The sequence below is a fragment of the Lactobacillus mulieris genome (assembly GCF_007095465.1).
Lineage (GTDB): Bacteria > Bacillota > Bacilli > Lactobacillales > Lactobacillaceae > Lactobacillus > Lactobacillus mulieris.
This window is the reverse complement of record NZ_SDGL01000015.1, coordinates 1-14586: the sequence shown is the minus strand read 5'-3', so window position 1 is coordinate 14586 and position 14586 is coordinate 1. Positions and strand designations below refer to the sequence as shown.

Sequence of the window (14586 nt, the reverse complement as noted above, 5' to 3'; positions counted from 1 at the left end):
GCTTAATCTTCTCTTTTTTGGCCAGGATGATTATAGTGAAAACGGCAAACTGGGTAGTATGATTCATCGCCACCAATTTGTAATTGTGCTCCCTCATATACTGCTTTACCATCTTGAACACGAATTACCATCGTTGCTTTACGACCACAATAATGACAAATTGTTTTCATCTCTTCTATTTTATCAGCATAAAGAAGTAAATACTGACTTCCTTCAAATAAATTATTTTGAAAGTCGTTTTTTAATCCAAAAGTCATTACTGGAATATGTAACTCATCAACTATTTTGGCACATTCCAAAACATGATGCTTATATAAAAATTGGGCTTCATCAATTAAAACACAGGCAATTGCCCCATCACCATTTGCAATATCCTTTTCATTCTGCTTTTTTACATAATTAAAGATATTCATATCATCTTCAATTGGTGTAGCTTTGCTATTTAGACCCACTCTTGAAGCAATAATGCCCTTGCCACTGCGGTCATCTTTACCACTAGTCATTAAAGCGATTTTTCGCCCTTGCATTTGATAATTATGAGCAACCTTTAAAATTTCAATTGTTTTACCACTACTCATAGTTCCATAACAAAAAAATAATTGTGCCATCTTTTTTCCCCTTCGAAAAAGTTCCTCTAATAGTATAGAGGAAAATTTAAATTTGTGCAGTCTAAGCTTTTAACTATCGTTTTACATCGATTCATATGATATAGTAAAAAATAGTTTGAAATAAGAGGGATTAAAGACATGAATCTAAAATCTGGTATTGCAAAACTTTCTGGAAAGTCATCACATTGGGTTTTACACAACATTTTTAAAGGTGGGACAAGTTTCCCGGGGAAACTTGCGATGAGAATCGACCCTAATATTTTAGCAAATCTTGCTAAAGATTATGAAACAATTATTGTAACTGGAACTAATGGAAAAACCATGACAACAGCTTTAATTGTTAATGCTTTAAAAGAAAAATATGGTGAAATTTTAACTAATCCATCTGGTTCTAATATGCAGCAAGGTATTGTTACAGCCTTTTTAAGTCATAAAGCAAAACGCCATGGCCGTAAATTAGCTGTTTTAGAAGTTGACGAAGCTAATGTTAAACGCGTAACTGAACTACTTCATCCTAAAGCGTATGTCTTAACTAATATTTTTCGTGACCAAATGGATCGCTATGGTGAAATTTATACTACATATGACAAGATCATTGATGGTATTAAATTAGCTCCTGATGCAGTGGTAATTGCAAATGGTGACGCAAGCATCTTTTCTTCAGTTGAACTACCAAATAAAAAAATCTTTTATGGATTTGAAACAAAGGCTGATGAAGCTCAAAACGACTTTAAGGCCAGTGTAAATACTGATGGAGTTCTATGTCCAAAATGTAATCATATCATCCATTATCATGCAATCAGTTATGCTAATTTAGGCGATTATTTCTGTCCTAATTGTGGATTTAAGCGTCCAAATCTTAGCTATAGGCTAAAAGAAATTACAGAAAGAACTCCTAATTCAATTAAATTCAGAATTGAAAATACTGAATTTGCAATTGGGATTGGTGGTACTTACAACATCTACAACGCACTAGCTGCATTCAGTGTAGCTCGTGAATTTGATGTTAGCGAAGCTGAAATTGCAAATGCCTTTGCCAAAAATAAACGAATTTTTGGGCGCCAAGAACTAATTTCTTATGCCGATAAAGAAATTAATTTAATCTTGGTTAAAAACCCTGTTGGATTAAATGAAGTATTAAGCCTGTTAAATACTGAAAAAAGCGACTATACTTTAGCCACACTACTTAATGCTCATCATGCTGACGGAATTGACACTAGCTGGATTTGGGACGCTGATTATGAAGGCTTAGATAAAAGTAAAGTTAAACAAGTTCTTGTTGGTGGTGAACGTCATCATGATATGGGATTCAGACTTGAAGTTGCTGGCTTTGATCCAGGAACTATGGAAGTTACTCCTGATGATAATACCTTGCTTACAAGAATTAAAGAAGCACCAACCAAAAAAGTTTATATCTTAGCTACTTATACAGCAATGCTAGCTTTACGTAGCACACTATATGATCAAAAGATTTTAAAAAATAAAATCAATTAAAAAATAAGTCATCACCTAGCGTGATGGCTTATTTATTTTCTGCTAAAAAGCTGTCTACAATTCTTTGGCGCATAGTTAAAAAGATTTGATTATGGCCAGTTGGATGAACACGATTAGTTAAAACAATCATTGCCGTTTGCTTTCGACGATCAATTAAAATAAAAGTTCCAGTAAAACCTGTATGAAAAATTAATGGATGTTGATCATTAGGATCAAATACTAAGTCCCACCCCCAAGAACGAGGATGAACTTTTTTTGAATTGGATTTAATTGCAAAAAGTTCACTTGTTAATTCTTGACTAAATGGCAAAAGATTATTTCTTCCCAAATAACCAAAAGTCAATTTTATTAAATCATCAATATTGGCAAATAATCCCGCTGAAGCGCAATGTTTACCCAACACTCGCGCTTTAGGATCATGTACAATACCCTGCAATAATTTTCCATCTACTACTGCCGTGGGAACACAATCTTCTACTGCCGGCTTAAAGGTAGTATGTTGTAAACCAGCTGGTTTAATGACTTCATCCATAATGATATCTTGAACATTCTTATGATAAATTTGTTCTAAAACTAATCCTAGTAAAATAAAATTAGTATCGGCATATCTCATTTTGGTTTCAAATTCATCAGTAACTGGCAAATTTTTTATTGCTTCTAATAAGTCACTAGCTGGCAATTGATCTCGATTTTCAATCCAGCCTCTAATGCCACTTATATGCGTTAATAAGTGAAATAGACGAACAGGCTGGTTTTGGAATTCAGGCAAAAAATCACCAAGTGGTTCATTGAAGTTTAATTTTCCCTCTTGATATAACTTCAAAAAGACGTTGGTTGTCCCCAAGACCTTTGTTAAACTAGCTAAATCATATTCTGCATAAGGACTTAATTGCTTAATACTAGGATAAATTTCACTAAAACCAATTGTTGATTTAAACACTTGATTATTTTTAATAAATGCATAATTGACACCTGGAACGATCCGTTCTGATACCATACTTTCAATTAAATATTGTGTTCGAAAGAAATCACTCATATACTATCACCTTTATTTAGAATACGTTGTTTTAGATTTTAAAACAACTTGACAGCATTATAAAATATGAGGATAATTAAGACTGTTGAAATTGCCCGTTGGTCAAATGGTTAAGACGTCGCCCTCTCAAGGCGGAGTTGCGAGTTCGATTCTCGTACGGGCGATTAACTGGGATATAGCCAAATTGGTAAGGCAGTGGATTCTGGTTCCATAATGTTTCGGTTCGAGCCCGAATATCCCAATCACTAGTGCTGTTGTGTCAGTCTTGTGAGAAGCTGACATGAGATAAGGGCAGCACTTTGTGCAATTATTGTACAGAAAACAGAAGCACAAGCTTCTGTTTTTTTTACAAAGAATTTATTTTTATAGTTAAAAAGGCGACCTTTTCTTAGGCCACCTTTTTTTAGCTGTTACTATCAAATTATTGTTATCTTAATGGCATCCATTGCCATCTTTGCCACAACAGTGGTATATCAGACCCACAACAGCTTCAGCAAGCATCCCTCCTGCCATCCAGGCCATTGCATACATCATCCATTTCATCATATGTGCCATATCTGTAAATGAAAGGTATGTATAAAAGGCGGTAATACCATAAACTACTACCCAGACAATTTTCCATAAAAGGCGAGCATTCAAAATGCTTGCGCTGTGAGTCATTTTATTTTCCATGAGTAATACTTCCTCTCTATACTCTATAATCAAATTATATGTATAAATTTGTATTAAAGAAAGCGATTACACGTTTTTTAATTTTTAAATTTTAGTTTACTTTTGTAAACAATTGCCAGTAACAAATCATAATCAAAATAGCAATAAAAGTCACAAAGATAAATGCTACTTCACATCCCTGTGCCATTAGGAATGCTTCACTTCCATGACTTGTGCTTTGTGAAAAAGAAATGATTGCTGCCAAGACACTTGTCCCAATTGAACCAGCAAATTGTTGTCCTGTTTGCATAATAGCAGTAGCATCTGCATGTAATTGTTTGGGTGAACTTTCAATACCTAATGTCAAAGTGTTATTAAATGCCATTCTCATTCCACAAGTAAGCAAACTATAAATTATACCTACTAGCCATGGATTTAATTTCATACCCAAAATCGCTAATAAAATTACCGCTATAAGCAAAAATGTTCCGCCTAAGTACAATGGTAACTTAGCACCCTTTTCATCATATAAATGGCCAAAATAAGGCGTCATTAAGGAAAAAATTACGCTACCAGGTAATAACATTAATCCCCCAGCTAAAGTTGAAGCTCCATTTACAATTTGAACATAATTAGGTAAGACAAAGCTAACTCCAATATTGATGAATTGAATTAAGAAAAAGGCCAACATTGCATATACAAAGGCCGCATCTTTAAAAATTGCCAGGTTTATCAAAGTCTTTTGACTATTTTTAGATAAATGAATAAACAGCCACATACTTAAAATAGCAAAAACTAAATATAGAAAAAATTGAAAGTTAAATCCACTACTTAAATGATTAATCATAAGTGTAAAATCAACCATAAACAAACTTATGACAATGTAACGCACCCAATCAAAACTAGGATGACTAACTTCATGATATTTCCCTATAACTCGTAATCCAATTAAAATCACAATAATTGCTAAAAGGCTTGAAATCGAAAAAATTACTCGCCAATTGAAATAATATGCAATTATTCCGCCAAAGCTTGGCCCTAAACTTGGTGCCATTGCTAAAACCAAGCCAGCTAAGCCCATATAAAAGCCGATTTCTTCTCGTGGCATTAATTCTGTTACCAAATTAAACATTAAAGGTGTCGCCAAGCCCGCACCACAGCTTGAAATAATCCGCCCTAAAAGCATAATTTCAAAATTACTACTAAATAAACACAATAAAGAACCAATTAAGAAGCTACCACTTGCAAATAAGAAAATAGCTCTCGCTGTAAAACGTTTATTTAAATATGAAGATGAAATCATTAAAATAGCAATTGCTAATAAATAACCAGTTGTCGTCCATTGAATTGTATCAAGACTAACTTTAAAGTCTTTCATCATTTCCGGAAAAGTTACATTTAAACTTGTTTCCGTTAATATCCCTAAAAAAGCTAAGACGGCCACCATCAAAATTGCAGTCATATTTTTTCTCTGTGTGTTCACAAAATACCCCTTTTCCAATAAAAAAGAGTAGAAGCATAGCTCCTACTCAAAGTAATATAGCATTACCGACTCAGATAAAAATTATTCTAACAAATTATAGACGCTTAGTTAAGTCATCATGTAATTCTTCGTAACCTGGCTTGTTAAGCAAACCAAACATGTTACGCTTGTATTCTTCAACACCAGGTTGGTTGAATGGGTTAATACCATTGAGGTAACCTGAAATACCAACAGCTAATTCAAAGAAGTAAATAAGGTAACCTAAAGTTAATTCCTTTTGATCTGGAATGTTAACAGTCATAACTGGTACGCCACCGTCAGTGTGTGCTAAAACAACACCTTCATATGCACGGTCATTTACGTAATTCATGGTCTTGCCAGCTAAAAAGTTAAGTTGATCAAGGTTTTCCTTGTCGCTAGGAATTTCAACGTCAAAACGTGGATTTTCAACTCTAACAACAGTTTCCATCAAGTTACGACGACCTTCTTGGATATATTGACCAAGTGAGTGCAAATCAGTTGAAAAGTTAGCACTTGATGGATAAATGCCCTTTTGATCCTTACCTTCAGATTCACCCATTAATTGCTTCCACCATTCACCAAACATTCTCAAAGTTGGCTCATAGTTTTCAAGTAATTCAGTGGTGTAACCTTTTCTGTATAAAATGTTACGAAGAGCTGCATATTGGTATGGTGAATCCTTGGTTACATCAGTATCAGTGTAATCTTCACGAGCCTTAGCAGCACCTTCCATTAACTTATCAATATCACCACCAGCAACAGCGATTGGTAATAAACCAACAGCACTTAAAACGCTGAAACGTCCACCTAAGTCATCAGGCACAACAAATTCCTCATAGCCTTCAGCATCTGCTTCAGTCTTAAGAGCACCCTTAGCACGGTCAGTAGTTGCATAAATTCGCTTGTTTGCTTCTTCTTTACCGTACTTTTCAATCAACTTAGCCTTTAAAATTCTAAATGCGATTGATGGTTCAGTAGTAGTACCAGACTTAGAAATAACATTAATACTAAAGTCCTTATCTCCTACCCAATTAATCAAATCAGCAAGGTATGAACCAGAAATAGAATTACCACAAAATACTACTGTTGGATAACCATTGTCTTCTTTGCCATAGAATGCACTGTTCAAAAATTCAATAGCAGCTTGAGCACCAAGGTATGAACCACCGATACCAATTCCAATTAAAACTTCAGAATCTGATTGAATTTTCTTAGCTGCCTTTTTAATGCGAGCAAATTCGTCCTTGTCATAATTAACTGGCAAATCAAGCCAACCTCTAAAGTCGTTACCTGCGCCAGTACCTTGACGAAGTTCTGAATCTGCGGCATTAACCATAGCTTGCATTTCTTTTAATTCATTGTCGTGAACAAAAGGAGCCAACTTACTTGAATCAAAATGAACTAAACTCATATATCGTAACTTCCTTTTTATAAAATTTTACTAACACTTCTATTTTAGCAATCTTAATATGTGAAAACTACTACAAAGTTTTTGAATGCGCAACTTTTTTTATAAAAATATATGCTAAATATCCTAAAATAGCTCCAATAGTATTAAAAAAGACATCATCAATATCACTTACACCAGTATTTAAACCAAATTGCATAGTTTCAATAAAAAGTGACAAACACATTCCAGCTATTGCTGTTTGCAAAAAGCAGGTTCTTTTTTTAATTAAATTTGGAAATAAAAGTCCAAAAGGCATAAAGCATAAAATATTACCAAAGCAATTATAAATAAAATCAAATAACGTTACACCCTGAGTTAATTTCCAGGTTTCCTTTAAGAAAATCAAATTAATATCGCTCAGTGGACGATTCCAGTTAAAGGCTAATTGCCAAGGAAAATAGCTTTCACGAAAAGTTGTTGTTGCTAATAAAAACATCACATAAAAAGTAAATATCCAAACTAAGCTTTCTGAGAAGTGACTACGTCTTTTTCTAACTAACAAAAGCCACAGCAAACGTAAAAATGCAAAAATCAAAAAATAAAAGATTGATTTATCTAAACTAATCATGACAAGTTTTACTAGGGCAAAATGGTTGATATTTTTAGCCAAATGTTTTGCTAAAAAGCTGTATAACGGTCCTAAAAAAATCATCATTCATTAGTCCTTTCCTCTTTATTATTACCATTATACATATAAACACTCTGTCTAATTATTAAGAAAGTTACAAAAGATTGTCGAATCATGCGGAAACCTTTAAAATATTACCTATTAAGGAGTATCTATCGTGAGAAAAATTCAAGAGTTTAATTTCACCTGGATTCAAAAAAGAACTGGCTTTTTAGCCCTTCTAACAATCCTATATACAATTAAATACATCTTCGCTGGCTATGTTGACTTCAACTTAGGGTTAAGTGACCCTTACCAGCATTTTATAATGTGGACCAGTCCAATCGCCACTAGCATATTATTGTTAAGCTTAGCTTTATACATTAAAAAGCCTCTTGCTTCCTACATAACAATGTTAGTAATCGACTTTATTAATACGGCTTTGCTTTTTGCCAATATTATCTACTATCGACAGTTTACTGACTTTTTGACAATCAAGACAATTGCCAATACTAGCAAAGTTTCTCAAGGACTTGGAAAGAGCGCCGTTTCTTTGCTTCATTTTGATGATATTTTTATTTGGTTAGACTTGATAATTATTATTCTGTTATTAATTTTCAAAATCATCAAAATTGATCAAAAGAAATATAGTTTTTCTAACTCTTTTGCAGTTACTAGTTTTGCCTGCTTTTTATTAGGACTTAACTTCTTCTTATCAGAAACTAGTCGCCCTCGTCTTTTGAGAAATACATTCGACCGGGTATATGTCGTAAAATATTTGGGCATCACTAGTTATACCGCTTATGATGCTGTTAAATCTTTACAATCTGGTACTAATTCCAAAACAGCTAATGCAGAAGAATTAAATAAGATTTTAGCCTTTACTAAGAAAAATTATGCCAGCCCTAATATTCAATATTTTGGTAAGGCAAAGGGTAAAAATGTTATTATTATTCACCTTGAAAGCTTTCAGCAGTTTTTAATTAATCTGAAAGTTAATGGTAAAGAAGTAACGCCATTCTTAAATTCACTTTATAAAGATAAAAATACTCTTTCATATGAGAATTTTTACAATCAAGTTGGTTTAGGGCGGACAAGTGATGCTGAAAACATGCTTGAAACTGGAACTTACGGGATTTCTGATGGATCGTTATTTACTAGCCTAGGATCTAATAACACCTTCCAAGCTGCTCCACAGATTTTAAGGCAATCTGGATATACGTCTGCTGTTTTCCATGGAAATATTGCTACTTTCTGGAATAGAAATGATGTATACAAAAATATGGGCTATAATTATTTCTTCTACAAAAATTACTATTCCAGCAATAAAGAAGACTCAAGTGGTTATGGTATCAAGGATAAACTTTTATTTGCAGAAAGTATTAAGTACTTAGAACAGATGCAGCAGCCATTCTACACTAAGTTCATTACTGTAACTAATCATATTCCGTTTGATTTAGATGATGAAGATAAAGACCCAGACTTTAAGACAACAAATACCAGTGATGCAACTGTTAATGGCTATTTCTTAACTGCTCACTATCTTGATTCTGCATTAAAAGAATTTTTTGATTATTTAAAGAAATCCGGTCTTTATAAAAACTCAATGATTGTCATCTACGGCGATCACTATGGCTTATCTAGTTCTGACTATAATGCTATTTCTAGCGTCTTAGGTAAAACAAGTGATTGGACAAGCTATGATACAGCTCAATTCCAAACAGTTCCATTTATGATTCATATGGATGGCTTAAAAGGCGGGATAAAGAAAGAATATGCAGGTGAGATTGATGTTTTACCTACAATTCTTCACTTGCTTGGCGTAAATACCAAAGACTATATTCAGTTTGGTACAGATATGTTAAGCAAAGAGCATAAACAAATTGTCGTTTTTCGAAATGGAACAATTGTCACTCCAAAATATACAATTATTAATGGTAAGGCAACAAGTGGTAATGTCTATGATACAAAAACAGGTAAATTAATCAAAACATTTACTAATACACAAAAGAAAGAATTACGAAAATTAGTAAAATACGAAAGTGAAAGTTTACATTATTCCGATACCTTGAATAATCGAGATTTGCTTCGTTTTTACACTCCAAAAGGCTTTATCCCAGTCACTCCAACACAATTTAATTACATAACTGAATTTCAACAAATGATTAAGTTAAGAGAGCAATTAGGGAAAGCTTCTACTTCACTATATAGTCAGCACAAAGGAACAACAACTAATCTCTATCAAACTGATGCGCCAGAACTTAAAGGACGCACCACTGAGATTACTACTGTCCCAGAAAGTATTTCTGGTTCTGCTAGTTCAAGTAGTTCAAGCTCAACAAGTTCCAGTAATCAGTCTTCTTCAAGTAGTAAATAAATAAAAGTGGTCAAGTACATTAAACGTACTTGACCACTTTTTAGTTATAAACTATTTTTTCTCAAAATATTGTCCCTTATTAACTTCAAAATACTTTTTGAAACGACCAATATAGTTATGGAACATATACTTCATCAACAGCATTCTCATAAATGAACGATCATGTTCATAAAATACTGTAGTGCCATATTTACCAGCTTCAATCAAACTAGTTGCCTCATGCTTAGCTTCATTATCAACTGCATATTCTGTAAAAATCTTCTTAGGAACACCTAACCATAATACGTGGTCATTGTTGTTCTTATTTGCATAAACAGTTTCACGATTAGCTAAGTCATCTTCAACATAATCATCAATATACCATCTAGCTAAATTGCAATTATTCATAGTTACATAAAAACTTGAACGGCCTTGACGCAAGTTTATTTCAAAGAATTTAAACTTACCATCACGTTCATCATATTTAATATCAAAATTAGCCATACCAGTGTAATTAATCTTCTCAAGGAAGCTTTGCACTTGATCATATAAATCTTGATTAAATTCTGGCAAAATCGCCATATAGTTACCAATAGATTGAGGAGTTGGATCCTCAAGTAAAGGATGTCCCAAACACATCATTTTTACTTTATGATTCTTATCAACATATGCATTAAGAACACGCATATGTGAGTCATCACCGGGAATAAAATCTTGCAAAATCAAATCTGCTTTGTAGCCATGAGTATAAATCTTAGTCACAATGTCCTTTAATTCTGCTTCTGATTTCAAAGTAAAAGTCTTCTTACGACCTTCAAATTGGCAATCAAGCCAGGAAACTGGATCTTCAGGCTTCAATTCAACAGGATAATTAAATGGAATTGTCAAATAATTACCAGCCTTATATTCATCCATTGTAATAATCTTGGTACCTGGATAAGGAAGCCCATATTTTTCAGCATATTCATAAAAGCCTTCCTTAGAAATCAACTTCTTCAAAAGGTCATATTCAATATAAGGTACAATGAAAGCTTCTGAAAGTTCAGCCTTATGCTTGGCCAAAAGTTCAGCATACCCATCACCACAAGCAATTAAAATAACCGGTTCTTCATGATTTTTATATTCTTCAATTTTCTTCTTCATGACATTCATGAATTCAGGATCTTCACTAAAACCGGGATATATTTTAACATCGACAATCTTAGAATACTTGGTAGCAGCTAATGGACTACCTGCCCAAGCTTCAACTTTAATTCCATAGGCTTCATGAAATGAGCGAGCCATTCCGTATACATTAATATCACTACCAAGTAAAATTGGCGTAAATTTCTTTGTCATTATCTAAATACTTCCTTTTGTCAAAATTATCACCAAATAGGTAATAACATACCTAATTATTTTAAAACAGTGCAATGTATATGTGAACAGTTGAACAGCGTTTTTAAAGAATATTTATGTAACAAAAATCCCCAGTTTGGAGAAATAACCAAAACTGAGGATTTTAATTAAAAGTGTGAAAGAAATTAATCTTCCTTACGCTTCTTAACTAAACCTAATGCTGCTAGGCCTAATGCAAGAATTCCTAAACCTACTTCACTTGCAACAGATTCATGAGAACCAGTTTGTGGTAAACGATCAGCATTAGTGCCGAGCTTTACTGTGTTTTTCTTAACAGTTGGTTTTGCAGGAGATTCTTTTCCATCAAGCTTTTGAAGCGCTGCATTCAATTTAGCAAGTGCTGCATCAACATCAGCTTGAGTAGCATTTTTATCAGCCAAGACAGCTTCTGCGTTAGCTAAAGCATCATCATAAGCTTTTTTAGCTGCTTCACTAGCATTAAGATATGCAACTGATTTATGAACTTCACCACTTTGTGAAACAGAAGTTTGTAAGGCTGTCTTATCAGTAAGTTGTCCATTAAGTGCCTTCATAGCAGCTTCAATTGCTTCTCTAGCAAGTTGGTAATTTTCATCACTTGCATCACGTTGTTCAAGCAATATCTTACCCTTTGCCACTGCTTCCTTGAAGGCTGATTGTAATTCAGAATCTGAATTGTAGTAAATGTAATCAGGATTAATTCCTTCAATTTTTGCAATTGCCACTTCAACAGCTTTTTGAAGTGCTATTCTTTCACCATTTAACTTAGCATTGTTCAAAGCGTCAATCTTAGCTTGAACTGCTTCTGCGCCTTCATTGTCACCGTTGTCGGAATTCAATGTGTTCACTGCAGTTAAAGCATCATCGAAGTCCTTAGTATCACTGGCTTGTGTGTAAGCAGTAGTTGACTTCTTGGCATCAGCTGCTTCGATTGCCTTCTTCAAGTCGCCCATCTTACCATCTAATGTAGTTACAGTATCAACGATTGGTTGAATTTCAGCTACAGTAGTTGCGTTGTTTACTGCTTCGATAGCTGCTTGCTTTTGAGCCTTGTTCAAGTTTTCTAAAGCATTGATCTTTGCAATAGCAGCGTCTTTGGCATCTTGAAGTTGCTTATCACCATCTAAGTTTGCGTTAGTTAATGCATCAATCTTAGCTTGGACTGCTTCTGCGTCTTCATTGTCACCCTTGTCAGAGTTCAATGTGTTCGCATTGTCTAATGCTGTATCAAAGGCTGTAGTATCACTTGCTTGTGTGTAGGCAGTAGTTGACTTCTTGGCATCAGCTGCTTCGATTGCCTTCTTCAAGTCGCTCATCTTGCCATCTAATGCAGTTGCAGTTTCTACGATTGGATCAATTGCATCCTTAGTTTCTGCAGCGTTTACTTGGGCAATTGCGGCTTCTTTTTGAGCCTTGTTCAAGTTAGTCAATGCGTTAATCTTGTCGATGGCATCACTCTTAGCCTTAGCCAATTGGTCTTCACCATCTAACTTAGCGTTAGTCAAAGCATCAATCTTGGCTTGAACTGCTTCTGCGTCTTCATTGTCACCCTTGTCAGAGTTCAATGTGTTCGCATTGTCTAATGCTGTATCAAAGGCTGTAGTATCACTTGCTTGTGTGTAGGCAGTAGTTGACTTCTTGGCATCAGCTGCTTCGATTGCCTTCTTCAAGTCGCCCATCTTGCCATCTAATGTAGTTGCAGTTTCTACGATTGGATCAATTGCATCCTTAGTTTCTGCAGCGTTTACTTGGGCAATTGCGGCTTCTTTTTGGACCTTGTTCAAGTTAGTCAATGCGTTAATCTTGTCGATGGCATCACTCTTAGCCTTAGCTAATTGGTCTTCGCCATCTAACTTAGCGTTAGTCAAAGCGTCAATCTTAGCTTGGACTGCTTCTGCGTCTTCATTGTCACCGTTATCAGAGTTCAATGTGTTCGCATTGTCTAATGCTGTATCAAAGGCTGTAGTATCACTGGCTTGTGTGTAAGCAGTAGTTGACTTCTTGGCATCAGCTGCTTCGATTGCCTTCTTCAAGTCGCCCATCTTACCATCTAATGCAGTTGCAGTATCTACGATTGGTTGAATTTCAGCTACAGTAGTTGCGTTGTTTACTGCTTCGATAGCTGCTTGCTTTTGAGCCTTGTTCAAGTTAGTCAATGCATTGATCTTGTCAATTGCATCATTCTTAGCATTAGCTAATTGGTCTTCACCATCTAACTTAGCGTTAGTTAATGCATCAATCTTAGCTTGGACTGCTTCTGCGTCTTCATTGTCACCGTTGTCGGAATTCAATGTGTTCGCTGCTGTTAAAGCATCATCGAAGTCCTTAGTATCACTTGCTTGTGTGTAAGCAGTAGTTGACTTCTTGGCATCAGCTGCTTCGATTGCCTTCTTCAAGTCGCCCATCTTGCCATCTAATGTAGTTGCAGTTTCTACGATTGGATCAATTGCATCCTTAGTTTCTGCAGCGTTTACTTGGGCAATTGCGGCTTCTTTTTGGGCCTTGTTCAAGTTAGTCAATGCGTTAATCTTGTCGATGGCATCACTCTTAGCCTTAGCTAATTGGTCTTCGCCATCTAACTTAGCGTTAGTCAAAGCGTCAATCTTAGCTTGGACTGCTTCTGCGTCTTCATTGTCACCGTTATCAGAGTTCAATGTGTTCGCATTGTCTAATGCTGTATCAAAGGCTGTAGTATCACTTGCTTGTGTGTAGGCAGTAGTTGACTTCTTGGCATCAGCTGCTTCGATTGCCTTCTTCAAGTCGCTCATCTTGCCATCTAATGTAGTTGCAGTATCAACGATTGGTTGAATTTCAGCTACAGTTTCTGCAGCGTTTACTTGGGCAATTGCGGCTTCTTTTTGGGCCTTGTTCAAGTTTTCTAAAGCATTGATCTTTGCAATAGCAGCGTCTTTGGCATCTTGAAGTTGCTTATCACCATCTAACTTAGCGTTAGTTAATGCATCAATCTTAGCTTGGACTGCGGCTGCGTCTTCATTGTCACCCTTGTCGGAGTTCAATGTGTTAGCTGCTGTTAAAGCATCATCGAAGTCCTTAGTATCGCTGGCTTGTGTGTAAGCAGTAGTTGACTTCTTGGCATCAGCTGCTTCGATTGCCTTCTTCAAGTCGCCCATCTTGCCATCTAATGCAGTTGCAGTTTCTACGATTGGTTGAATTTCAGCTACAGTTTCTGCAGCGTTTACTTGAGCAATTGCGGCTTCCTTTTGAGCCTTGTTCAAGTTAGTTAACTTATTAATAGCTTCTTTAGCTGTCTTCTTGGCATCATTCAAGTCTTGAGCATCTTGCTTAGCTGTATTTACACCTGCAATATCTGTTGCGTTATCTACGTTTGACTTAGCTGCTGTCTTATCGGCATCGCTTAAGTCACTCATTTGTTCAATGGCTTCTTTAGCTGCCTTCTTGGCATTGTTCAAGTCTTGAGCATCTTGCTTAGCTGTATTTACACCTGCAATATCTGTTGCGTTATCTACGTTTGACTTAGCTGC

At 35.2% G+C, this 14586-nt stretch carries 10 protein-coding genes and 2 tRNA genes; 4 read left to right on the top strand and 8 right to left on the bottom strand.

Features of this window, described 5'->3' with window-relative positions:
• Window positions 1-2 precede the first annotated feature (2 nt).
• A complete protein-coding gene (locus ETI37_RS06805; RefSeq protein ID WP_006586515.1) occupies window positions 3-608 on the bottom strand; it encodes a thymidine kinase in 606 nt (201 codons plus the stop codon).
• Between the two features lie 138 nt (window positions 609-746).
• Between ETI37_RS06805 and ETI37_RS06800 the strand changes: the two genes are divergently transcribed.
• A complete protein-coding gene (locus ETI37_RS06800; RefSeq protein ID WP_006586514.1) occupies window positions 747-2102 on the top strand; it encodes a Mur ligase family protein in 1356 nt (451 codons plus the stop codon).
• A 28-nt stretch (window positions 2103-2130) separates the two neighbouring features.
• On the opposite strand, the gene ETI37_RS06795 is transcribed toward ETI37_RS06800, so the two are convergent.
• Window positions 2131-3138, bottom strand: a complete 1008-nt coding sequence (locus ETI37_RS06795) for a serine hydrolase domain-containing protein (RefSeq protein ID WP_006586513.1) — start codon at window positions 3136-3138, stop codon at window positions 2131-2133.
• 92 nt (window positions 3139-3230) lie between these two features.
• Here ETI37_RS06795 and ETI37_RS06790 point away from each other — a divergent pair.
• Both ETI37_RS06790 and ETI37_RS06785 read left to right on the top strand, forming a co-directional pair.
• A tRNA-Glu gene (locus ETI37_RS06790) sits at window positions 3231-3302 on the top strand.
• A 5-nt stretch (window positions 3303-3307) separates the two neighbouring features.
• A tRNA-Gln gene (locus ETI37_RS06785) sits at window positions 3308-3380 on the top strand.
• A gap of 190 nt (window positions 3381-3570) precedes the next feature.
• Here the strand turns inward: ETI37_RS06785 and ETI37_RS06780 are convergent.
• The 4 genes from ETI37_RS06780 to ETI37_RS06765 form a co-directional block, all read right to left on the bottom strand.
• Window positions 3571-3810 (bottom strand): hypothetical protein, encoded by a 240-nt coding sequence (locus ETI37_RS06780; RefSeq protein WP_006586512.1) that lies wholly within the window; start codon window positions 3808-3810, stop codon window positions 3571-3573.
• 91 nt (window positions 3811-3901) lie between these two features.
• The gene (locus ETI37_RS06775) at window positions 3902-5272 is read right to left on the bottom strand and encodes an MFS transporter (RefSeq protein ID WP_006586511.1); all 1371 of its coding nucleotides are present in this window, start codon (window positions 5270-5272) and stop codon (window positions 3902-3904) included.
• Between the two features lie 94 nt (window positions 5273-5366).
• The gene (locus tag ETI37_RS06770; protein ID WP_006586510.1) at window positions 5367-6704 is read right to left on the bottom strand and encodes a glucose-6-phosphate isomerase; all 1338 of its coding nucleotides are present in this window, start codon (window positions 6702-6704) and stop codon (window positions 5367-5369) included.
• Between the two features lie 70 nt (window positions 6705-6774).
• Entirely contained in the window at window positions 6775-7395 is a 621-nt protein-coding gene (locus ETI37_RS06765; RefSeq protein WP_006587170.1) for a VanZ family protein, read from the bottom strand.
• Between the two features lie 133 nt (window positions 7396-7528).
• Between ETI37_RS06765 and ETI37_RS06760 the strand changes: the two genes are divergently transcribed.
• Window positions 7529-9727 carry an LTA synthase family protein gene (locus ETI37_RS06760; RefSeq protein ID WP_006586508.1) on the top strand — a complete coding sequence of 733 codons (2199 nt, stop codon included), beginning with the start codon at window positions 7529-7531 and terminating at the stop codon, window positions 9725-9727.
• 51 nt (window positions 9728-9778) lie between these two features.
• Here ETI37_RS06760 and ETI37_RS06755 read toward each other — a convergent pair whose 3' ends face one another.
• Together ETI37_RS06755 and ETI37_RS06750 are read right to left on the bottom strand one after the other, a co-directional pair.
• The gene (locus tag ETI37_RS06755; RefSeq protein ID WP_006586507.1) at window positions 9779-11044 is read right to left on the bottom strand and encodes a carboxylate--amine ligase; all 1266 of its coding nucleotides are present in this window, start codon (window positions 11042-11044) and stop codon (window positions 9779-9781) included.
• Window positions 11045-11229: 185 nt separating this feature from the next.
• On the bottom strand, window positions 11230-14586 hold a 3357-nt coding region (locus tag ETI37_RS06750), incomplete at its 5' end, for an LPXTG cell wall anchor domain-containing protein (protein ID WP_143460225.1).

What these genes read in the sequence shown, in the direction of transcription:
- ETI37_RS06805 (WP_006586515.1), bottom strand. Translation starts at nt 608, where the DNA reads ATGGCACAATTATTTTTTTGTTATGGAACTATGAGTAGTGGTAAAACA.
- ETI37_RS06800 (WP_006586514.1), top strand. Translation starts at nt 747, where the DNA reads ATGAATCTAAAATCTGGTATTGCAAAACTTTCTGGAAAGTCATCACAT.
- ETI37_RS06795 (WP_006586513.1), bottom strand. Translation starts at nt 3,138, where the DNA reads ATGAGTGATTTCTTTCGAACACAATATTTAATTGAAAGTATGGTATCA.
- ETI37_RS06780 (WP_006586512.1), bottom strand. Translation starts at nt 3,810, where the DNA reads ATGGAAAATAAAATGACTCACAGCGCAAGCATTTTGAATGCTCGCCTT.
- ETI37_RS06770 (WP_006586510.1), bottom strand. Translation starts at nt 6,704, where the DNA reads ATGAGTTTAGTTCATTTTGATTCAAGTAAGTTGGCTCCTTTTGTTCAC.
- ETI37_RS06765 (WP_006587170.1), bottom strand. Translation starts at nt 7,395, where the DNA reads ATGATTTTTTTAGGACCGTTATACAGCTTTTTAGCAAAACATTTGGCT.
- ETI37_RS06755 (WP_006586507.1), bottom strand. Translation starts at nt 11,044, where the DNA reads ATGACAAAGAAATTTACGCCAATTTTACTTGGTAGTGATATTAATGTA.